This is a genomic window from Shewanella canadensis, from assembly GCF_003966225.1.
GTDB lineage: Bacteria > Pseudomonadota > Gammaproteobacteria > Enterobacterales > Shewanellaceae > Shewanella > Shewanella canadensis.
The window spans coordinates 433206-456969 of the sequence record NZ_RXNU01000003.1 but is presented as its reverse complement, the minus strand read 5'-3'; the positions used below and the strand labels follow the sequence as shown (position 1 = coordinate 456969).

Here is a 23764-nt window from a genome sequence, read left to right as displayed (position 1 = left end):
CATCTAGATCAACCAGAGCACCTTTGGGCTTATTCCTATTTTCCTCGATTGAGCTAATCAAGCATGTTTAACCTCCCTGTAGGCCTTCGGACTAAGGTTGCGGTCCTCTCCCTGTTTCTCCTCTGTCTCCCCTGGCTGGGCTACCAATATGTATGGGAGATGGAGAAGTACCTGAGACACGGGCAGGAAAAGACCCTCGAAGGCACGACACAGGCGCTGGCAACCGCCTTGCATGAGAGGCCTAAACTTTTTGACAGTCAGGCGAGCTTTTTAACCCAGGTTCAACAAGGGCGAGATCTCTATGCCTACCCACTGGCAGGCCCGATCCAGCTCGATGGTAAGCTGTCAGATTGGGCTCCCTATCGTCATAAAAGCATCGAGTATGGTAAAAACCATCAGATATTTAAAGCCGATCCTAATACTCCCTTAACCGTCAGCTTTACCCATATGGTGGGTAAGTATTCGGGTTACCTTTATAGCTTCTTCGAGGTCACCGATCCCAACGTCGTCTATCGCGGCAAAAACACATTACGAATCGATCAGAACGATCACCTGACCATAGCCACACTCGCCCCCGACGGTGTATTTAAACGTTACATCATATCGACCATTAAGGACGGTTGGATCAGCGCCTTCGAGTTACCCGAAGACCCCTCCCTCAGCACGCCGGTCAAACCTGAGATTCAAATTCAGGGTAAATGGAAAAAGACCAAACAGGGCTATAATGTCGAACTGCGAATGCCTCTGGATATGGTTGGCAGCAAGCTAGGGTTTGCGATACACGATGTGAATAATCTCAAGAGCCGCAGACTCGATGCCGTCGTCGGCACATCGGCTATCGATGATGTCGATAAACTCGGCACAGTGCTGGTTCCCTCTCCCGAAATTGAAGGCATCATCAAGGGAATGAGCCATAACAGCTCCCGGATCTGGGTGGTCGATAAACATGGACGCGTATTAGCCAAGTCCGGTGATATACGCAACGGTAGCAGTGTTTGGACCCGGACGGTGACAGAAGCGCCGGATCCCTCATTTTGGGGGCAATTCAAGCGCAATGTCCTGACCCCTTTCTATTACAAGATATTGACGACGCCTCCTAAAGATTTTATCGACTCCCTACAGGACTCAACTGTATTAGAAGGTAGCCATATCCAGCGAGCACTGTCCGGAAAGCAGGGTTCGACCTGGCGACTAACCCCGGACAACAAGGCCGTGATCCTCGCCGCCGCCAGCCCGATCTGGATCGACGATAAGGTCATGGGTGTGGTGATCTCTGAAGAGACCACCCACGGCATACGCACGCTGAGAAACAAGGCCTTAGAGAAGCTGTTCAATGTCATATTAACGGTCATGAGCATGGGAACCTTAGCCCTGTTCTTCTTCGCCTCCAGCATCTCGAGTCGAATTCGTAAACTCAGAGATGAGGCCGAGCAAGCCATCGACAGCCAGGGCCGGATAAGAAACCATATCCAAGGTTCAAAAGTACGTGATGAAATAGGCGATCTATCCAGAAGTTTTGCCAGCATCGTGAGTCGCTTAGGCCTATATACCCATTACCTTGAAAATATGTCCTCCAGACTCTCTCATGAGTTAAGGACGCCGGTCGCCGTGGTCCGCTCATCACTGGAACATTTAGGCTTGCAACAACTGGACAAGGATAGCCGAAAATATGTAGACAGAGCTCAGGAGGGAGTCAGTCGATTAAGCATGATCCTCAACAATATGAGTGAGGCAACACGATTAGAGGAGAGCCTTTCGAAAGCCGAAATGGACATTTTCCCACTGTCGAAAGTGGTAAGCGGCTGCATGCAAGGATATCAACTGACCTATCCCCAGCAGGAATTTGCCATCTCTATACCAAACGAGCCATTAAACATGAATGGCGTACCGGAATATATCGCCCAGCTCATGGATAAACTCATTGCCAACGCACTGGAGTTTAGTCTGCCGGCCACAGCGATTAAAGTGTCACTCGAGATCAAACACAAGAAGGCGGAGCTCAGCATCAGTAATTTCGGGCCTGAGTTGCCCGATAAAATGAGCGAGCAGATCTTCGAATCTATGGTCTCAGTGCGAGCGCAAAAGGCACAAGACAAGCCACATCTTGGCTTAGGTCTTTATATCGCAAGGCTTATCACCGAGTTCCATCAGGGCAGTATTGTGGCCAAAAACATTTCGGGAACTAGCTTGCCAACAAAAGACAGCGAGTCGATAAAAGGCAGCGAGCTTAGTACAGTTCAAGACCCTAGCCATTGTGGTGTCACCATCTGTGTCTCCCTACCGCTTTGCAAAGAGTAGCCAACGTTATAAATGTGATTTAGCAGACGGGTGAATGAGCGGCCAAATGGAACTTCCATTTAGCCGTTTAGATGTTAAGATGGCTAAACAACAATTCAATCCTCTTCGGTTGTGGACAGTACCCTATGAAAAAAGAGACACAGATAATCAGTACCGGTCGAGATAAAAAATGGACCAAAGGCGTCATTAATCCTCCTGTATTTCGTGCTTCGACAATGGTTTTCGACACTATGGATGAGATGCGTTTCGCCATCAAGAACCGGGCCAATGGAGAGATGTTCTATGGCAGACGCGGCGGACCGACCCACTTTGCTTTTCAGGCCGCCATCGCCGAACTTGAGGGTGGCGTAGGGACTGCGCTTTATCCATCGGGATCGGCCGCTATCAGCGGTGCCCTGCTCTCATTTTTAAAAGCCGGCGATCACCTGCTAATGGTCGATAGCGCCTACGAGCCAACCCGGGATCTGTGCAATAAGTTGCTTGCGGGGTTCGGCATCGAGACCACCTACTACGACCCTATGATTGGTGCCGGCATTAGCGAACTCATCAGGCCAAATACTAAGGTGTTGTTCCTCGAATCTCCAGGCTCGATCACCATGGAAGTCCAGGATGTTCCCACACTGAGTGAAATTGCGCACAGGCACAATATCGTCGTCATGCTGGATAACACCTGGGCTTCCCCCATTAACTCACGACCCTTCGATATGGGGGTCGATATCTCAATTCAGGCCGCCACGAAATATATTGTCGGACATTCAGATGTTATGATGGGTACCGCTACATCCAATGAAGCTCACTGGGATCAACTGAGAGAAAATAGTTATTTGATGGGGCAATGCACTTCACCCGATGATGTCTACCTGGCCAACCGGGGTCTGAGAACATTAGGTATCCGTATGCAGCAACATGAGCAAAATGCGCTTAAAGTTGCCAACTGGTTACTCACTCGTCCCGAGGTCGACCATATAAGACACCCGGCATTCGACACCTGTCCCGGCCATCAGTTTTTTAAACGTGATTTCAGTGGCTCAAATGGTCTGTTCTCCTTTGTGCTCAAAGAGGGAGACCTGAACTCGGTCACGGCACTGGTCGAAAATATGCACCACTTCAAGATGGGATTCTCCTGGGGAGGATTTGAGAGCCTTATCTTAGCGGTATTTGGCATCGATAAGTTAAGAACCGCCACGAAATGGGATAGCAGTAAACCTCTGATACGTTTACATATCGGGCTGGAAAATCCCGACGATCTAATTGCAGATCTGGAAGCGGGATTCGAGCGTTTTAACGCGGCGCTCAATAAACGATAAGTCATAAAGCTAGCGATAAAAACCGCCTCTCTGGCGGTTTTTTTATCAATGACATTTAGCTGAGTGTGATACCTGAGCCTGAAAGTTAACTGTTAGGCCGATAAAGAAGAGGTTGACCAAACTCGATAAGCTCGTCATCTATCACCGCAATACCCGCGTCATCGGGACAAAAATAGTACTCATTCACAGGTTTTCTCAAAGCCATAATCGAAGGGGTAGCCAGTTGTGGCAAAAAAACCGAATGCTCATCCACAAGCTGATTGAACAGCATGAAAGCATCCTTTGTGTCACAGTCTACATGGGGCACAAACTGAAAAGGCACCAACGACATGGCGGATAGATCTTCCAGGTTCACCTCATTAGTATCACCGCAAAGTCGGGCACTCTCGATAGAGGGCGTCATTATCATAGCGCCGGCACTGACCCCGATAACAGCTCCACCATCACGCAGGTAAGTTTGCAAAGGTGTAAACAAGTCTCGCTTTTTTAACCATTTAAGAAATCTAAAGGTATCCCCACCGGATAGATGAATCGCATCGAAACCGAACATAGCGTCGGCGACCTTTGCATCGAAACCCGATTCGAGTTCTAAATAGAGAGTTAGATCCACCCCTAACAGGCGGTAGATAGCCTGCGTTGCCCGGTAATAGGTCCGTTCCGGATCCGGCTGAGAGGCAATATAGGCCACACGCGTCATATTCGATCTAAGTGCATTAAGAACGCAATGAATCGTAGCCATTCCATTATCGCTACCTGCATCGCTCACCAAGGCTAATTTCATATCATTTCATCTATAAAAACAACTCAATACAGACTAACGATGAAAATAGGTGGCTGCAATAACAAACTCACATGGCTCAGCCGCTGAGGCAATTACCCTGACGAGTGCTGAAGAGGAAATAACAAGCAAATAACTTCAATCGCGCACCACTTTCTAAGCCTGCTATGCCTTGTAGAGAGAACTGTAATGAACAAAAATCCGTCATACAAACGTCATCGATGATTAAGCTGTATTTTATCCGCACCGTTTATTGTTATAATTATGATCTATTTGTAGGGGTGTCTGCATCTTAAAGGCAGTATCACCATATTGGAGCCACGCTATCCATGTTTCGTTCGCCCGTTCCACTCATCACTCTCACCCTCTTTAGCCTATTATTTTCCACGTCCGGTGAGGCTAAATCCCAGTATCAGGGGATAAGTGATGACTTTAAAACCCTGTTTCATTCTAAGTTGAAAAAAAATAAAGTGCCTGGTGGCGCCTTCGTCATTATCGAAGACGATGCAATTTTAAAGTTAAGCACCTATGGCAAGAGAGAGAAAGGCGGGAAATTGAATGTCAACGCCAACACCGTCTTTCGACTGGCCTCGGTATCTAAAACCTTTGCCGGTTCTCTGGCCACTATGCTGGTGCACGAAAACCGATTTAACTGGGATGATCCGTTAACTCAATATATGCCGGACTTCAGCCTGGCCGATCCCGTCGCCTCAAAACAGATCAACTTAGGCCACCTGATAGGTCAAAGTACCGGGCTGATGCCAAACAGCTATGACAATATTCTCAATGCTAATCGTAAACTCGAAAAAATTATCCCAAAGTTTGCCAAGTTAGAACCCATGTGCTCTCCTGGAAAGTGCTACAGCTATCAGAACATCGCCTTCTCATTTATCCAGCCAGTCATCGAACAACAAACTGGGAGTGACTACGCCGATTTAGTGACCGATAGGATATTTACCCCCCTTAAGATGACCTCGGCCTCTGTCGGCATGGACAAATTCCTGTCCAGCGATAACCGCGCGAAGCCACATGTTAAGACCCGCTCCGGGTTTAGAAAGGTCAAAGTAAAACCTAACTACTATCAGGTCGAGCCCGCGGCAGGGGTTAACGCCAGTATTCTCGATATCTCTAAATGGTTAATCGCAAACTTGGGCAATAACCCCGACGTACTTAGCCCAAGACTATTAACGGAGATAAAAACCCCCGGAGTTCGCACCAGTAAAGAGCTAAGACGTCGTGCCTGGAAAAAATATCTCAATGACGCCCACTACGGCAAAGGTTGGCGGGTGTATGATTTTGAAGGGGAGGAGCTCGTTTATCATGCTGGTTGGGTAGCAGGTTATGTGGCAGAAGTTGCCTACTCTCCTCGCCTGAAGGTCGGTATGGCCATGCTACTCAACGGTGAATCCCGGGTTATCGGCGAGTTGGGTGCAAGCTTCTGGCATAGCGTGATGAAACAGCAAGCCACACTGACCGCTAAAAAATAACCTAAGCGCAGATATTAAAGCCCACACCTATGCCCGTTAACCCCTAGCGGGCAACAGCCCCCTTACCGCTCACGACCATTTAATCTTGACTCCCCCCTATCCGATAGACACACAATACGTGTAACAGGTAGAATACGCGCCCGAGAAAATGATCTGACGAGTGGACTGTTTCGCTATGAAAAACCAATTTGAATTGCTGGCACCCGGTGGCGATATAGATTCGATAAAAGCCGCCATTGTGGCGGGCGCCGATGCTATCTATTGTGGTTTAGATCATTTCAATGCGAGAACCCGAGCGGCAAATATCTCATTCGATGACTTAAACGGTATTTTAAGGCTGGCACATAAGAACAACTGCCAAATATTCCTGACGCTGAATATCATCATCTTAGAGAGTGAGCTCCCGGCGTTAATCCGCCTGCTCAATGAACTGGTCAACACAGGTATCGACGGCGTCATAGTTCAAGACTTAGGCCTGTTTTATCTACTCTCCAGATACTATAAAAGCTTTGACGTACACGCATCGACTCAGGTGACCACCCACAATGAAGGCCAGATACTATTTTTAAATAAATTGGGTGCCGGCAGAACCAATCTCTCCCGTGAATTAAATATCGACGAAATTAAACAATTAACAGAGATCTCTCACCAGAACGATATGATGACAGAGGTCTTTGTTCACGGCTCTAACTGTATCGGTTTCTCCGGCCTGTGTTATATCAGCTCGGCCCATGGCGGTAACTCAGGCAACCGGGGACGATGCAGTCAGCCATGCCGAGATCAGTACCAAACGACCCGAGCGGGTAAAGATTTCCCCCTAAACCTCAAAGACAACTCTGCTTTTTCTGATATTACCGCACTCGGTGAAGCCGGTGTCGACTCGTTGAAGATCGAAGGCCGTATTAAGAAATTTGACTACGTCTATACCGTAGTCAGCAGCTGGAGAGAGCAGATACAGCGCTATTGCCAGCACAAGAGCATAAAGAGTGACAATGAAGATCTGTATAAGGTTTTCAATCGAGACTTTACCAACGCCTACCTTAAGGGTGATATTAATAAAAATATGTTTATTGATAACCCCAGAGGCAACTCGGTTCAGCATTTTACCGCCATCAAAGGTTATAACACTGAGGTAGAGATCCAGTCGGTTAAGCAATCCCTCTATGACGAAAAAACAGTTCTCATTCAATCCGTCGAAGAGAAGATAAAAGAGTTAAACATTGCCAAAACGCCCCTGAAAATCAGTGTTTCCGGTGAATTAGGTACGTGCCTAACCGTATTGGTACAGACACCAGATAAAGATTTTAGTGTTCACTCAGACACAAATCTGTTCAAAGCCGGGAAATACACGCTCGATCACGCCTGTATCGAACAAAGATTCAAGAGCCTGAACAACGCAAAACATGAGATAGCTGAGCTTAATACCGAGCAGCTTAATTCAGACCTGTTAATCTCGTTCAAAGAGTTAACCATTTTAAAGCATCGAGTCGAGTTTCAGCTCAATGATGAGAAAGCGCTCATAGAGCCGATAACACTGACCAAACTGCCGAAACAGAGACACTCTGCCAGCGCGAGTCTGTCGGTGCTTATCTCATCGCCTAAAGATTTAGACCTCTGTGATACCTGTAATACAGACATCTACTACCAGCTTCCGGACTGTATCGACGACCAATACACCCAACTTACTGAGCTGTTTTCTTACAATGCGCGTTTAATCCCCTGGTTCCCGTCAATTCTTATCGGTAAAGACTATCGAGCGGGTGTAAACCTGTTAAAAGCGATTAAACCTAAACTCATCGTCACCAACAACACCGGCATTGTTCAAGCCGCCTTTGAGAACGGAATAGATTGGATCGCCGGGCCTTACCTCAACATCACCAACTCATACAGCCTGTTAGCGATGAAGGAGAAATTTAACTGTTATGGATCATTTATATCCAATGAAATCAATAAAAAACAGATAAAACACATTGCGGGCACTGATGACATGAAGCTGTATTACAGCATCTATCACCCTATCTTATTGCTAACCAGCAGACAGTGTTTATTTCATCAGACGACCGGCTGTCATAAAGAGTCGATGGATTCCGATTGCCTGACCGAGTGCAAAAAATCTGTCTCTATTATGAATTTAAAAGAGACAGCTTTTGTCATCGATAAGCAGATGGGCGAGCACAACAACATGTATGGCAGTCAGCACTTCCTCAATACAGAGATAGTGAGCGATATACCGGATATGTTCAGCAGCTTTTTTATCGATCTCAGAGACATCAGAACCAATACCCGAGCCGGACGGGATAAATCGAAAATAGTGCACCTTTTTCAAAGCCTGCTCGAAGGTCGAACAGAGGCAGAAGCTGAGCTGCACCACTTAATTGGTCTCGCGACCAATACCCAATATAAAAAAGGGCTGTAAGCCTGTAAGATGAAACGGCTTCGCTCTTATGACTCTTATGCTATGAAATGCGCCGTTTTATTTTGCGTCAGTCACTGAATGATTTAATATCTGGCGCCAGTTTTCTACGATATGAGGTTAAAAGATGAAGGACGGTCTGCAACATGAAGCCTACCAAATGGTCCTCTTTAACGCCTTGGCGACCACCGGGAGCCTCACTAAGGCTGCAGAGAAACTCGAAGTCTCTGTATCTCATGTCAGTAAGCAACTGCATATTCTGGAAGAGAAGCTTAACGTTCAACTCATCAATCGCAGCACCAGAAGTCTCGCTCTGACTCAAGAAGGCAAAGATTTTGCCGATTATTGTGAACAGATAGTGGGTCTGATCCATAGCGCCAACACGCTGATGACAGATTCCAGAGATGAGGTTTCCGGAAACGTTCGCCTGGCACTCTCCTGCTCATTTGGCACTCTGCACGTGTTACCGGCATTAGATGAGCTGCAGAAAAAATATCCCTCACTCACCACCGAAGTTAGCCTGTTTGATTATAAGGTCGACATGTTAGAGGAGGAGATAGACCTCTGGTTCACCACTTTCGAAGAGATAAATACCGGTTATGTGGCCCAAAGAATCGTCGATACACACTTTATACTATTGGCATCCCCTGACTACATCCAGGCACATGGTACACCGTCACACCCAGGCGATTTAAAGGCGCATAACTGCGTCACCTACCACAGTAAGAATCGCAGCTACACTCACTGGTTATTTGCAAAAGATGAAGAACAGCTTGATGTACAAGTCTCAGGAAATTATCGGGTAGATAAGGCCGAAGCCATTCGTGACGCAGTTCTGGCAGGCAGAGGCATAGGCTATATCGCTAGTTATCTGTTAACCGATGAGCTGGAGAGTGGAAAACTCATTCCGCTGATGTCAGACTGGAAGCCAACCCAAAAGATGCCTGTCTATGCCGTTTACCCGAAATACCAAAACTTGCCAATTCGCCTAAAAACTATCATAGATTTTGTCAAACAGGTCATAGGCCAACCGCCCTACTGGGACAAAAACTTATCGAAATGGCTTAACCATTAGATCAAACCCTAGATCGCAGCCATAACTATATTCGATGGCAGCAAAATCAGACTCACTTTCCCCTTACATTCTCCCTATTCTTTCGCTACCCATTAAGTGTGCATAATCTTCTTTTTATACAACCGTTCTTTTCTCTCCTCAAACAATATTGTTGAACCCTGATTAAGTGACTTATACCAATCGGTATAAGAAAGTGATCTACCCAGAGTTTTTTTGGCAAACTAATTCGAGGCGAATGGATGAGGGAATGGTGCTCCCTTCTGAAGTCATTCAACACAGAAGTAGGCAGCCAAAAACACTCCTGAAAGGCGAGCTTTAGCGCATCCGATGCGGTGTTAACGAGCTTAAACGTAGAATAACTATGTTCTTCACTCGTTGCGAACAACACGGATGTTGTGAATGCCTTTTATGCAGGAGCAATAAAGGGCCTTGCCTCAGAAGCGCTAAATTCTCGCTGAGCGATTACATCTTTATACCGATTGGTATTAATACCAATCGGTATAAAGTTCTCCTCTTCTCAGACGGAAAAACTGTTTCAAGTGATTGGCAGTAGATGAAAGCCGCCAACTTTAATACCATATTATTATCGACGGGATAATTTATTTCTGCAAATAAGATAAAACAAAAACCATTATCTTATTTGCTAAGGCTTAAAAACATAAATCCGCAGAAACAGCTCCCGAAAAACAATTTAAAAACACAATCTTTTAATAATATTCATAGAGGTGACTTATGTCAGTTGTTAATAAAAGCGAAAGAACCAATGGAATTAAACAGTATCATATAGGCATGGTTGAGGGAGATGTCGCCGAATACGTTCTTCTGCCAGGCGATCCATTCAGAACAGACATCATCGCCCAATATATGGATGACGTAGAGTTGGTTGCTCATAAGCGTGAACATAAGACCTATACCGGTTATTACAAGGGGGTCAGAGTATCGGTTACATCAACTGGTATGGGCTGCCCATCTACCGCTATCGCAGCTGAAGAGCTGGCTAACATCGGTGCCAAGGTATTCATCCGTTTGGGAAGCTGCGCGGCCCTGCAAGACGATATCAATATCGGCGATCTGGTTATCACCACCGCAGCGATGAAGAATGAAGGTACATCAAAATTTTATGTACCGGACAACCTGCCGGCCGTCGCCGATCTTGAGGTCACATCCGAGCTCATTCGCGTAGCTAAAGAGATGTCTACCGGTCAAGACTATCAGGTTCACTGGGGGATCAGCTCAACCGATGACTCATTTTACGGTGAGACCCCTGAATGGATCCAGAAGCTTATCGATCTCAATTTAAAGAATATTGAAATGGAAGCATCGGCGCTATTTACCGTCTGTCACCGTCGCGGTTTAAAAGGTGCAACCATCTGTGCAGTAGCCGCAAACCATAAACGAGGCGAAAACTTTTGGGGTAAACGCAATATTCTGCTCGAACAAGGTATCGAGAAGGAAACGGAGGTCGCACTGGAGGCTATCTATCGCTTCCATCATGGAAAAAACCTATTTTAAGGGTTAATTCTAGCGTGGTGCTTATGTTAAACAAACGGCTTTCTGTTATTTTAATAAAAGCGCCACAATCTTTATATAAATTAAATATAAACAATCAAAAATTTAGTTTTTGTAAAAAGGTAAATATAATGAGCTATGAATTTATCGGTTATTTGGGCTCGGCCGTTATTGCAATATCCTTACTGGTCGCTAATGTAACCCTACTTCGCTACCTTAATTCGATTGGTTGTGCAATAATGGTGACCTACGCTCTGTTAATTAACGCATACCCCGTTGTTCTTATGAATTTCATATGCATCATAATCAACCTCTATCACATCGTTAAAGTCGGAGATTTCAAAAATCAATTTAGCTCTCTATTTAAATTTTGTAAAACAGACAGAAGTTAAGAGTGAAATACAGAGAGCGAAGTAATACAGATTAGCTTATCTACACTCTGTCCAGCCTTACGTTCACGCTTGAATTCAGGTTTACATGCGAGTTTGCATTCTGGCTTACTCTCAAGTTTGCGAAAATTGAAAGATGCCTCCCGTAAACATAGGACTCTAATGCATACAATAAGCCGACCCCACAGTCGGCTTTAACTTGATACTAAGCTAGGTGTAGATTCACAGGTTCGACAAATTGCTGGAATAGATCGCTATTTAAGGGTGGTTGCAGATTAAATTTATCATGACTGGCACTTGTGACTTCGGGCTAATCCCAATTTACCGAACGAGGACAATAAAGTCCTGCTCAGATACAAAACATGCCTGTTTATCGTTTCAACCTTGGATCACACGCAGGGCGACATCTAAGTGTTAACTCCTGATAATCAAGACATACGCAACATCCTTTTGCGATAGATAGAAACAGTTTAGACAATAAGTTTACCCTGACCCAATTTATTCCCACTTATTCCTTGAGTTATATCACTTTTTTAGAAATTATTTTCATAGCCAGACACTATTGGCCGTATCAATAATGTAGAGTAAAGACTTGTATATACAGGTTGGACGAATGCTGTCGGATCTTTGCTCGATTGCTGCAGAATTTATTTCTACTCCCTCGTTGCAACTTATTCACTGGTCATTTCGGATTTTATAACGACTGGCCAATTATTGCATTGGTCTAATGCTCAATTTTTTGCTTGTAAACTAATGGAAAAGCTATGGAAATCAGTTTAACGCACATACTCTTAGCTACGATAGGAATGGGAGCTCTGGTCATCATAGTCCAGGCAATAATATTCAATAAGCTCAAGATGATACAGGCACTGTCGTCGCAGCAGGCCAGTGATGCGAACCGGCAGCTGTCTGGAGCCATTGAAGCTATACCCGGTATGATTCAAGACCTGTTCAAAACCGGAGTCGAGGAGATAACGACGGCCCAGCAGGCTTGCCAGAGTAAAAACCAACAATCTTTCAAGGCGGTCAACCAGCTGGTCACGGCTAAAATTCAAGATACACATACTGAAAATACCAAGATGCATTGCCAGTTGCAGACCCTACTGCAGCAACTTCAGGAACATTTGTCGACTAAGACAACCAAACTGCATAAAGAGACCTCCTCGGATGTGGTCGCGGCTCTCGCAAGCGCTCAAGCATTGCTCCAAGCCAGTATCAGTGATACGGGTAGCCAGCTGAATACTGCCATTAAACGTTCTCAGGTTGAACTTGAAAAAGAATCTAACAAGCTGATGTTTATCCATAAGCAACATCAGTTGTCTAACCTGGAAACCCTTTCGGGTTTGATTCAAAATCTGCGGGTGCAAAACCTGGTGGAACTGACCAACGAGCTGGCTCAGCATACCGAGTTAAAAGTCGATACCCTGGACTTTGTCAAACACCTGGGTGATTGCAAGGTAGTAAAGATTGAAGACAAACACACGGACCAGGTGACTCAGGTATATTATGAAAATGGTATCAAGCACAGCAGCGACACCCTGCTGGGTGAGCAGCTCAAGTATCAGATGTTCTATGACCATGAAGGTAAACTGGTAAAGGGCATCGAGTATAGCGATGATCAGCAGGTGACTTTTGAATATCTCTATGACGCTGCTGGAGAGATCAGCCAGCGCCTTGAATACGTCTATGATGCCAATGGCAAACAAGCAGACCCAATTAAAAAAGTATATTAGAGCAAGGTGACATCATGTATTTAAGTGAATTATCTGTAGCAGAACGTAAAAACTTCTTGGAACTCGCCTATTTTGCCATGGGGCTCAACGGTAGCTATAAGGATCAGGAAAAAGCCATCTTCGAGTCATTCACCCATGAGTGCGGCATGCCGTCATATCAGTTAAAGAAGCAGGATGAAATCGATTATGTGATTAAGCTATTAACTCGGAGCGAGGTGAAAAACCGTCGTATCGTACTAGTGGAACTGTTCGGCATCGTACTGGCCGACAATGAGTTTTGTACCGTTGAAACCGAGTTTATGCTCAAGTTGGCGGCGGCATTTGGAATCGAAGAGTTTGAGCTCAAGCGCCTGCAGCGCTGGGTCGAGGCAATGAATGACCTGGTACACGAAGGCTTTGGCCTGATTATGAAGGATTAATCTATGTTTGGACGATTAGGAAGCTGGGCCTCGAGTAAGATAAGCAGCGTGGTCGACAAGGTGGTTGATGTGGCAAAGAAGATCACCAACAAGGTGATCGAAAAAGGGTCTAAATGCTGGAATGGTTTTACGGGCAAGACGACCTTTGATAAGGCCGAACAACTATATCAGGAGATCACTGACAGATACGACAAGAAGAAACGCGAGTATGACAAGGCCAGCGGGCAGCTTATTGCCGATATCGATTCCCGGGTCAGCTCCATCAACAGCTTTAAGCAAGATATCTACCAAGTGCAGTTTAAGCGTTTCGTTTCCCTGGCCAATCGCCTGCACAATGTGACCGTCAAGGGCCAGCCGTTTGAGGAGCTGTTTGATGATGCAATACTCGAGGCCAAAACCACAGCTTCGGTTGAGCACAGGGAAAATTTATTCCTGATCGACTTTAATAAATTCGATTTGGTGCGGGTGGCCTCTTATGTGCTGACCCTGGGCTTTTATTCGCGTAAGAAGGCCAAGCAGACACTGCTGAAGGTGGAGGAAGAAGAGGTGCGTATCGATGAAGAGATTGCCAAGATGAAGTCGCATCAGCGCCAGCTCAACGTGGTGGCAAAATCTATCGACGGCGTGGTGGAGTACTTCGATGTCTTGATCAACAACTACAGCAAGTTGTTGGATCGCTTCGAGTACGGCATTCAGAGCCAGCGTCATAAACAGATGGCCCAATCTGACGAAATTTTTGCCCATAAACTGGACTTCAGACTGATACCCATCGTCCATATCGAAGAGTTTCAGGCCCTGTTTAACCTCTCCATCGTGCTCAAGCAGATGGCGAATCTGGGATACCTGTCCGAGAGTGGCAAGCTGAACTCCAAAGACAGCAGCCAGGCCAAGGCACTGTTTGAAAAAGTGGCCTCTATTCAAGCTATCGCCGCATAAGGAACCTGGCCAATGGCTACAAAAGATGAATATGCCCAGCCGGTGCTTGGCACCGAGCAGGTATTGAACGAACTACAGGACTGCTCGCCGCTGCAAGTCAGCAAACGGCTGATCAATATGGAGCTGCATGACAGGCGCGACTCACTCGAGGTGATGGCCAAGATCTATGATGAATTTGACCAAGGTGGTAACGTCACCGTTGAGTTGGTCAAGCCCCTGCTGCTGAACATGTGTGATGGCCTGCTCAGCATAAAGAAGCTGGGGCTGAAGAAGCGTGGTATCACGGCCACCCGGCTGGTTAACGAAATAAACAGCTTCGATTATTTCAATTCCGCTGAGACCAAAAAAGATCAGTATCTCGAAAAACAACGTCTCGATGCCGACACCGCCAGTCATAGAGACGATAAGGGCAGTTATACCCGGAATAAGAAAGATGCAGCTGCAGATACGCCGGATAACTATATGGAGGATGTCGGTAAGAAAACGAATTACACCAAGGCATATTTTGCCAGTCAACATGACAAGCAAGAGAAACTAACGGTTTACAGTGAGCTAGAAATCAATGGTATGGGTGAGCGCAAGCAGCTCAGAAGGAATTCGAAGGAATATAAGGCCAGACTTGAGGCGAAGGGATTAAATGGGGTCGAACGCACCTATAATGCCGACCATAACCTTCCCCTTAAACACCTCTTCGACGAATATAAAGGTTCTAAAGCCTTGTCTGTCGGCGATCTTAGGGACGCAGCTGGCAGCGTTGACAATTTCGATATCATCAGTCAGAAGTTAAACAAGATAAAACTGGATTCCAGCTGGACCGAACTCAAACAGAAACGAGACACCCTCAAGGCCAAGCCTAAGCTCAGCTCGGCTGAGAAACAAACCCTGGCCAGCCTGGAAACCCATGTCAATGACGCAACCTGGAATAAAGCCCTGGCGCGCGAGACCGAGGCCCGTACCGCGGTAGAGGCTCACCTGAACATGAAGGTAGCCACCAAGCTGACGTCAGACAGCAAGCTGGTGAAAGGCGCGGCGACAGATGCAGGCAAGAAAGCCAAGGACGAGTTGATCGACGCAGGTGTTGGAGAGCTAGTTATCTTGGTGGTAAAAACTGTCAGCTTCGAGCTTAAGGACATGTTTCAAAACGGCATCACCCATGGCACTGACTGCTCATCAAGTCTGGAGGCGTTTAGTTTTCGGATGAAACGAGCACTGAAATACATTACCACAAACCTGCTCAATATCGGCCTGGGGAGCTTCAAGGATGCGGCTGCGAATTTTGTTAAATATCTGCTCAATGCCATCGTCGATATGTTTGTCGGCATATTGAAAAAAGCGTTGAAAGTCATCACGGAAGGCTTCAATGCAATCCTTGCATCAATCAAAATTTTGATGGGGGAGTCATCTCCCGCAGAGAAAGCCGATGCGATTACCAAATTACTCGCCACGACCGTGGTGACCTATATAGGTTTCGCCTTCGAAGAGTCAGTGCTTGGCTTTATCAACAAGTTGCCTTTCGGGGATGTGCTATCCGATGCAGTGATGGTGATGTTCACCGGTATCGCCTCTACGGTCGTGGTTTGGCTGCTGGATAAGATGGATTTGTTCTCGGTCAAGGACGAGAAGCGGGCCGCGCGGGTGAAGGAAATTTTCGATATGCGCATCCTCCAGATCAAGGAGAACACCGATGCCTTCGAGACAGCTGCCTTGCAGACACTGGCGAACAATAAATTACAGTTCCGCCAGATTGCCGATTCAATGAGCATGGCTATTGATGACGATAAAAATGTTAACGGCAGCGTTTATGCTATGGCCGATTTTATGAAGATCGAGCTGGAGATTAAAACCACGGATGATTTTATGACCCTGCTGGGGTCTCAGGAGCGCTTGGTCGTGGGCTAGATATTATCCGGACTAAGTGCCCGACACAAACGGTTGGCTTTGTGATGACCCAAAGCCAACCCGTCGAATATTATTATAAATAAGTAGGGAATGGACTACCTCTCCGTTTACTCAGCCCCTGACGAATTCTCAGATTGGCTCGATTGCTCCCTGATTTAGTCTTGGGAAGCTTCTACCGATTTTATAGCCTCTTCGGGCGTAGCCAATACCTCACGCTCGGCCTTGGACACATAGACAGGTTTATTACCATTTCGTGGTTTGGCCTTCTTTGTCTTAGCCTTATGTTTGAGGGTGATCTTCTTTGTACGATTCATCGAGATATTTCCAAAGCCATTTTGACTGAATTAACTCCGCCATAGCTGTGGCGGTCGACCGCAGCTTAATCGTTCTTGCCTAACCATACAATGCGAACGAAAGACCAATTTCACGAGCATGATGCAGTTAACTCTTGCTAATCGACACTAATATACGTTCTCAGTTAAGCCACTACCACATGAGTTACCTACCCCGCCAGATCATCACATCTGCTGGTTCGCCGTTCTTACGTGTTGCACGGTACATGCCTTCGGTATTGAATGGAGTGGCGATATTGCCGCGCTGATCGATGGCTATCACGCCGCCGGTACCACCTGCCGTGATGAGACGTTGGTTGATGACCTCATCCGCCGCCTGAATTATCGACTTTTGTTGGTACTTCACCTTAGCGCAAATATCGCCCGCCACATGGTAACGAATAAAGTACTCACCATGTCCGGTCGCAGATACCGCACACACCCCATTTTCGGCATAAGTGCCCGCACCGATAACCGGAGAGTCACCAATTCGACCGAAACGTTTCGCAGTCATGCCTCCGGTCGAGGTTCCTGCCGCCAGATTACCTTTTTTATCTAAAGCCACGGCGCCGACGGTACCGAACTTATAATCCAGATCCAGATAGTCTATCTGCGGAACACCGTTTAGGGACGCCTGATAATCAGGCGACTTAGCCTTCAGTTCGGACTCCGCTTTTCTTAATTTAACTTTGGCATCTTGTAGCTGTTTATAACGAGATTCTGTGTCGAAATGGTTGGCTGGTACCAGAGTAAAACCTTGGGTCAATGCAAACTCTTCGGCGCCCGCACCCGACAACATGACATGGGGCGACTGGTTCATCACGGCATCGGCGAGGTTGATGGGATTTTTGATATGTTTAACTCCGGAAACGGCACCGGCATTCATGGTCTTGCCATCCATGATAGAGGCATCCATCTCATGGGCGCCATCATAGGTATACACGGCCCCGACGCCGGCATTAAATAGTGGGCTGTTTTCCATCACATTGATCGCCGCTTGAATAGCCACCACGCTATCCCCGCCCTTCTCAAGCACCTTGTATCCCGCGTTGACCGCTTCGGTGAGCTTATCGCGATAGGCTTGTTGCTGCTGCGGTGTAAGTTTAGCCTTGGTAATGGTTCCCGCCCCGCCGTGGATAGCAATCGAAAATGGCTTCTCATCCGCCCAAACAGAATTGGTAGACGCAGCGGCCGCCAAGATCAATGCTAATAAAGTCGATTTATTTTTCACAAAAGGGTCCTTTGTTTTTTATTTGCACTCTTTGTAACCATTTTCATCCATAATTACAATCATCAACTTGCCTGAGATCAATAATCTAGCGACAATAGAGGCGCATTCGTTCATTACTAAAAAGAGTCTGAATTTTTGAAACACAGTTCATTGCGTTTATGGTCATTGAGCATCATTTTAATAGGCTATTTCCTGTGCATCTTTTCCGCACATGCCAATGACTGGTTAACATTGAAAATTGAGGGTGTCGACGATGTTTTAACCCAAAACATCAAGGCGCATTTAGGTGCTTTGCCTAAGTCTAAGGTTCAACGCAGAGCCTTTATCTTTAATGCAGAAGATAACACTACCGCCGCCCTCCACTCTTTGGGTTTCTATCATGGTGTGATAATCGAGGAGGTCGCCCAATCACTGGATGGCCCCTGGACACTCTCACTCTCTATCGCACCCGGCGAACCGACACGACTCCAATGGATCGATATCAACTTCGATGGCGGAATTGTCGAAGACAAATTTATTCTCAACTGGTTAGATACGGTGACGATTAAACCCGGTGACGTATTGAATCATGGTACCTATGAGCGGTTAAAATCCCAATTGGTGACGATTGCATTGGCCCGAGGTTATTTCGACGGTAAATACAAACGCTCGGCAATCACCATTAACCGCGATCTCAACACTGCGCAGATCACCTTGCATTACGACTCAGGCAGACGATACCACATAGGTACAGTCAGTTTCGAAGGACACACATTAAACGATGAGCTGCTAAACGAGCTGCTCCCCTTCGAAACCAACTCTCTGTTCAGTACTGGCAAACTGAGCAGTCTGAACAGGGAACTTTTGGATACCAGTTATTTCTCCAACATTAAAGTATTGCCCCAGATCGATAAACCCCAAGGGGGAGCCGTGCCTATTAAGGTTGAGCTAACCCCTAAGCCCAGCCACTCTATCGAACTGGGTCTGGGTGCCGACATAGGTAACACGACCGATAACAGCATGGAACCTAGGGTCCGTGTAACCTGGCGTACCCCACAAATCAACCGTCATGGTCACTCTCAGGAAACCACGGCCGAGTGGTCACCGGATAAACCCAAGTTCCTCACCACCTATACGATCCCTTTGACCCATCCGTTAGATGACCAACTGAAAATCCGGGTCGGCATGCTCAGGGACAAATATGGCGTGACTCAGGTCTATGACCCCGAGGAGAATCAGTTCGATAACACGGGGGAGCTCGAAGGAAGTAAACGTCTATTCGGTGTGATCCGTCAGCAGAGGCTAGATAATCAGTGGCTGTTCAGTTATTCGATTGAATGGATGCGAGAGTTCTACAACCAATCGGATATCGATTATGACCCCAAGTTCGTCCTGTTCGGCACCAGTATCTCTAAGACGACACGTGGCGATAATAGCTTAGACCCAAAATCCGGATTCTTTCAACACTACAGCCTGGAGTACGCCGATCCCTCTTTAGGCTCCACCATACAGTTAACCCGGCTGCAGACAAAATACAAATGGATCGATACCTTCTTCGACAAGCATAGAATCGTCTCACGGCTCGATTTGGGAGTTAACCTGGCCGCTGACGAGGATTTAGCCCTTATTCCTCCCTCCCTAAGATACTTTGCCGGTGGCGATCAGAGCATCAGGGGTTACAGTTATCATGAACTCGGCCCCCACCTGGACTACACCAACAGCGATGGTCAACTGGCAAGGCAAGTTGTCGGCGGGCGTTATCTTATGGTCGGCAGCGTTGAGTATCAATATTATCTGACACCAACCTGGCGCGTTGGCACCTTTATCGATGCGGGTAACGCATTCGATGTTAATCAGATTGAACCCATCGTCTCAGTGGGGGGAGGTATTCACTGGATATCTCCTATTGGCCCGATAAAAGTGGATCTGGGTGTCGGTTTGAAAGAGACAGATGTGGTCGATAGACCCTGGCGCATCCATATCACTATGGGAGCGGAGCTATGACGCCCCCTACAAGAGAGACCGACATTAACCAAGCAGATACACAGACAGGTAGCACCGATGCCGTCGGCCCGAATAGCCTTGTACGTACATTATGGAAAAGCTTTAAGGCCGTCTCCCGGACGATTGTCTATCTGCCTCTGGGCATACTGATCATCCTTGCAATACTACTGGGCACCCCCTTAGGTAGCAGACTCACGGTTACCCTTGCCGATATTTTTGTGCCCGATCTCGATATCACCTACGTCTCAGGAACGTTAAACAAACGCCTCGAAACGACCGATGTTCGCTGGAGTATGGAGGGTATCGCGGTCGATGTTGACGACCTCATATTAGATTGGCGGCCCATGTGCTTGCTGAGCAAACAGTTATGTGTCAACGAGCTAGCAGCGAGTAAAGTGTTGGTTTCGATAGACACTGACAAGCTCGGTGCGCAAAGCCCGGGTAATGAAGAGAGCGCTACCCTTAAACTTGTCAATGAAACAGATAAAGGTCTGCCTGACAATCAGTTCAATGACTCTCAGCTCAATGACTCTCAACCAAATGAGAACCGGGAGATACAACTGCCTTTTGGCATCGATCTCAAACGCGCGGATTTAGCCAACGTGAAGGTGCGCGTCAACGATATGCAATTCAATGCCTCTCTCCTGCAAACACAGGCACAATGGCAACAGACCGGCATCAGAGCCAACTACCTGCACAGTAACGATCTGCTGGTATCGATTCCATTATCTTCTGCTGACGAGAACGATGACAAAGGTGAAAAGGCAAACCAAACGACTCAAGACGGTTACACCAGCTGGGCAATGGCACAGCTGCCCGCCGTCTTTATGCCGATACCGGTATTTGTTACCGATGCAGTGCTGGAAAAGAGTCACCTGAAACTCGGTAAGCGCGATGACTATTTCGAAAACATCGTACTCGACGGTAGTTACCATAGCTTTCTGGTGAACCTCAATCAGCTGCATGTTGAACATACCTATGGCAAGGTTGATCTGAAGGGGGGGATCACACTCAATGATGACTACCCTATGGATATCTCAGCCACTGTCGATGCACGCAGTGTAGCCGAACTGCCCGGACTTAAGCAGCAACAGCTTTCGGTCCACGTCTCTCAGGGCTTTGAAAAATTAGCCGTGACGGCGACGGGTAAGGGCCATATCAACTTTAACCTGCAAGGTGATATCGGCCTGGCAAAGAGAAGCCTCCCCTATGAGCTTCATTTTGAGAGTAAGGGATTTGGCTGGCCGCTGGACAAGCCCGCCTATTCGGGCAGAGCGATAAAACTTGCCACCCACGGGGATCTCAATAGTCAGAATGTCATCCTCTCAGGCAATATCAAGACCCCTTTTCATCCCGTGTTGGCTGTCGATACCCAATTTAAACATACAGGTAAACAACTGGATGTCGCTCATCTGCGAGTGGAAGGAGAGTTGGGAGAGGCTGAGCTATCAGGCAGCGCACAGTATGAAGATGGGGTAAGCTGGGACGCCGACATCAACACTGTCGACTTCAAGCTACAACAGCTCAAACTAGACCTTGAAACTCCTCTACCCAATAGCATCATCAGTGGCCAATTTCACACCAAGGGCCGGGTTGACTCTAAACGCTGGGAGGTCGGTATTGCAAACTCAGATCTGGAGGGCGAAATTCAGGGCTATCCATTTCACCTCCTCGGCGATATCAATATCGATGATAAACTGCACCTCAAAGCCGATAGTTTAAAGCTCAGCGCACTGCAGAGTGTATTGTCCATATCCGGCAGTGCCGACGAGGCTTGGGCCGTTAACGCAAAATTGCAGATCCCGGATCTTAACCTCTGGCATACCGAGTCATCCGGCAGTATCGATGCATTCATCAATGTTTCGGGTGAGAGCGAGCATCCACAAGTTTCCGTTTCAGCCGAGGTGTTCGAGCTGCAATTTCAGCAACATAAAATTGAGCAAGCCTTAATCAAAGGGTTTTATCGACCCAAAGATAATCAGGAATTTGCCCTCTCTCTTAAGGCTAAGGAGCTGAAGCTCGCGACCGTCAAGCTTGATTCCGTCACCCTAGGTTTTAAAGGTGATGAAACAAAACAGAAGCTGGGGCTACAAACTTTCGGTGAGCTGCAACTCAATACCAAAATTTACTCAAAATTCGATCCCGAGACGACTCAGCTCGAAGCCCAAATTAGAAGACTCAACCTAAAGTCGATACTCGGTGAATGGGCGCTGAAGGCGCCTATCGATGTCAGCTGGAATAATGACAAACAAACGGGCTTGGTTAGCACTTTTTGCTGGCTCAACGAAAACGGTAAACTTTGTCTCAATGATCCGGCTGAGCTCAGCAAAAACGGTGAGGCCAGCATCCTGTTCGATGGCGATATCGGTGGCATATTGAAGCCATTACTGCCGGAAAATTTGGTGTGGCAGGCCCCCGCTAACTTAACCTCTAAGATAAAGTGGCAAGAAGAGTCGAGACCCGAAGGCTATTTAGAGCTGAATTTAGCCCCGGGTCAGGTGAGTTTCAACAACAATAACCGTGTTATCGATGTCGGCTACAGGATGCTCAATTTTCAAGCGAGTCTGGACAAAGATAAACTTGCCACCCAACTTAAATTTGATTCACACGATATCGCCAGTTGGGAAGGACAGCTTGAGATAAGCGTTTCCCCAGACAGGGCGATATCCGGCTACACCAAACTGGATCAAATAAACCTCGATGCCCTATCGGAGCTAATGCCACAACTCGAAACTCTGACCGGAAAAATATCCAGTGAGCTGGAGATATCCGGCACCCTCGCCAGACCGGATGTTTCCGGAAAAGTGCAACTGGAAAATGGACACCTGCTGGCCGCTGCTAACCCGACTCCATTGGAAGATATCCAACTCGACCTTACACTCTCAGGCCAGAGAGCCACACTAGACGGGCAGTGGAAGATGGGAGAGGGAGAGGCACAAGTCGCAGGTCTGTTTGACTGGAGAGGCGAGAGCTTCAGCGGTGACATTCAATTTGATGGTGATAAGCTTGCTATCATCCAGCCGCCGCTCGCCATCATCACGGCCTCTCCAGCCCTTAAAATCAAATTCGATAAAGATAAGGCCGACATTCAAGGTTCGATAGATATCGACTCGGGTAATATTAAGGTTAGCCAACTGCCTGAAGGCGGTGTCGCCGTCTCCGATGATGTCGTATTCAAAGACAGCATCTCCAGCGAACAAGTCGAGCAAAGCCCATATGCCATCACCACTAACATCAAAATTAATGTCGCGGATAAACTTAGAATTGATGGGATGGGGTTAAGAGGTAAGCTAACGGGTAAGCTTAATCTCATACAGGAGGCCTTTCGCCCTCCCCTGCTGTACGGCGATATAAGAGTCATCGACGGTAACTACAAATTTATGGGACAAACCCTTAAAATCAATGCCGGTGAAGTACAATTTATTGGCCCAATTGAGATCCCTAACCTTAATATTGAGGCGGTTAGAGAGATTAAGGATGAGGATGTCATTGCCGGAGTCAGGATCACTGGCACTCCACTCAAACCCTTAGTGACGCTTTTCTCATCACCGGTGAAAGAACAAGCCGAGATCCTCTCCTATATCATCAAAGGGACAGGATTCCACAGCAATGACGGCGATCAGAATAGTAGCTTGATGATGGGGGCAGCATTAACACTCAGTAACCAACTCGGTGGTGGCGCAGTCAACCTTATCGGCGAATCGGCTACCGGGCTCATCGAGACAGTGGGCTTCTCTAATGTACAACTCGATGCCAACGATGATGGCCGGGTTGCCATCAGCGGCTATATTGGTGAGAACCTTATGGTTAAATACGGTGTCGGAGTGTTTAATCCTGGCTATGAGATGACAGTAAGATATTACCTGTTATCTCAACTCTATCTGGAAACCGTGTCTGGCAGCGTCGAACAGTCCCTGGATATCTACTACAACTTCAATATAGATTAAAGGTCACAAAAAAACCGCTTCATCATGA

General features: G+C 47.0%; 15 protein-coding genes. 12 read left to right on the top strand and 3 right to left on the bottom strand.

Annotated features, from left to right (window positions below; translation table 11 throughout):
- Positions 1 to 63: 63 nt before the first annotated feature.
- Positions 64 to 2298: a proteobacterial dedicated sortase system histidine kinase gene (pdsS, locus tag EKG38_RS08155; RefSeq protein WP_126519769.1), complete on the top strand. Its 2235-nt coding sequence runs from the start codon at positions 64 to 66 to the stop codon at positions 2296 to 2298.
- Positions 2299 to 2423: 125 nt separating this feature from the next.
- Positions 2424 to 3605, top strand: coding sequence for a cystathionine beta-lyase (locus EKG38_RS08150; RefSeq protein ID WP_126519768.1), 1182 nt, complete (start codon positions 2424 to 2426; stop codon positions 3603 to 3605).
- 85 nt (positions 3606 to 3690) lie between these two features.
- On the opposite strand, the gene EKG38_RS08145 is transcribed toward EKG38_RS08150, so the two are convergent.
- Complete coding sequence (locus EKG38_RS08145) at positions 3691 to 4386, bottom strand: Type 1 glutamine amidotransferase-like domain-containing protein (protein WP_126519767.1); 696 nt, start codon at positions 4384 to 4386, stop codon at positions 3691 to 3693.
- A gap of 326 nt (positions 4387 to 4712) precedes the next feature.
- On the opposite strand from EKG38_RS08145, the gene EKG38_RS08140 reads away from it, so the two are divergent.
- The 8 genes from EKG38_RS08140 to EKG38_RS08095 all read left to right on the top strand — a co-directional run bounded on the left by EKG38_RS08140 (position 4713) and on the right by EKG38_RS08095 (position 16243).
- A complete protein-coding gene (locus EKG38_RS08140) occupies positions 4713 to 5870 on the top strand; it encodes a serine hydrolase domain-containing protein (RefSeq protein ID WP_126519766.1) in 1158 nt (385 codons plus the stop codon).
- Positions 5871 to 6045: 175 nt separating this feature from the next.
- Entirely contained in the window at positions 6046 to 8286 is a 2241-nt protein-coding gene (locus EKG38_RS08135; protein WP_126519765.1) for a peptidase U32 family protein, read from the top strand.
- Positions 8287 to 8410: 124 nt separating this feature from the next.
- Positions 8411 to 9358 carry a LysR family transcriptional regulator gene (locus EKG38_RS08130; protein WP_126519764.1) on the top strand — a complete coding sequence of 316 codons (948 nt, stop codon included), beginning with the start codon at positions 8411 to 8413 and terminating at the stop codon, positions 9356 to 9358.
- Positions 9359 to 10090: 732 nt separating this feature from the next.
- The gene (locus EKG38_RS08120; protein ID WP_126519763.1) at positions 10091 to 10870 is read left to right on the top strand and encodes a nucleoside phosphorylase; all 780 of its coding nucleotides are present in this window, start codon (positions 10091 to 10093) and stop codon (positions 10868 to 10870) included.
- A 1150-nt stretch (positions 10871 to 12020) separates the two neighbouring features.
- A complete protein-coding gene (locus EKG38_RS08110) occupies positions 12021 to 12989 on the top strand; it encodes a hypothetical protein (RefSeq protein ID WP_126519761.1) in 969 nt (322 codons plus the stop codon).
- A 14-nt stretch (positions 12990 to 13003) separates the two neighbouring features.
- Positions 13004 to 13408 (top strand): TerB family tellurite resistance protein, encoded by a 405-nt coding sequence (locus EKG38_RS08105; RefSeq protein ID WP_126519760.1) that lies wholly within the window; start codon positions 13004 to 13006, stop codon positions 13406 to 13408.
- A 3-nt stretch (positions 13409 to 13411) separates the two neighbouring features.
- Positions 13412 to 14344 (top strand): DNA repair protein, encoded by a 933-nt coding sequence (locus EKG38_RS08100; RefSeq protein WP_126519759.1) that lies wholly within the window; start codon positions 13412 to 13414, stop codon positions 14342 to 14344.
- Positions 14345 to 14356: 12 nt separating this feature from the next.
- A complete protein-coding gene (locus EKG38_RS08095) occupies positions 14357 to 16243 on the top strand; it encodes a DNA repair protein (RefSeq protein WP_126519758.1) in 1887 nt (628 codons plus the stop codon).
- A gap of 155 nt (positions 16244 to 16398) precedes the next feature.
- Here EKG38_RS08095 and EKG38_RS08090 read toward each other — a convergent pair whose 3' ends face one another.
- Entirely contained in the window at positions 16399 to 16557 is a 159-nt protein-coding gene (locus EKG38_RS08090; protein ID WP_126519757.1) for a DUF2986 domain-containing protein, read from the bottom strand.
- Between the two features lie 184 nt (positions 16558 to 16741).
- The gene (locus EKG38_RS08085) at positions 16742 to 17779 is read right to left on the bottom strand and encodes an isoaspartyl peptidase/L-asparaginase family protein (RefSeq protein WP_439332647.1); all 1038 of its coding nucleotides are present in this window, start codon (positions 17777 to 17779) and stop codon (positions 16742 to 16744) included.
- A gap of 192 nt (positions 17780 to 17971) precedes the next feature.
- On the opposite strand from EKG38_RS08085, the gene EKG38_RS08080 reads away from it, so the two are divergent.
- Positions 17972 to 19789, top strand: coding sequence for an autotransporter assembly complex protein TamA (locus EKG38_RS08080; RefSeq protein WP_246033121.1), 1818 nt, complete (start codon positions 17972 to 17974; stop codon positions 19787 to 19789).
- The gene (locus EKG38_RS08075) at positions 19786 to 23736 is read left to right on the top strand and encodes a translocation/assembly module TamB domain-containing protein (protein ID WP_126519754.1); all 3951 of its coding nucleotides are present in this window, start codon (positions 19786 to 19788) and stop codon (positions 23734 to 23736) included. The genes EKG38_RS08080 and EKG38_RS08075 overlap by 4 nt, the downstream gene beginning before the upstream one ends.
- The last annotated feature ends 28 nt before the right edge of the window (positions 23737 to 23764 follow it).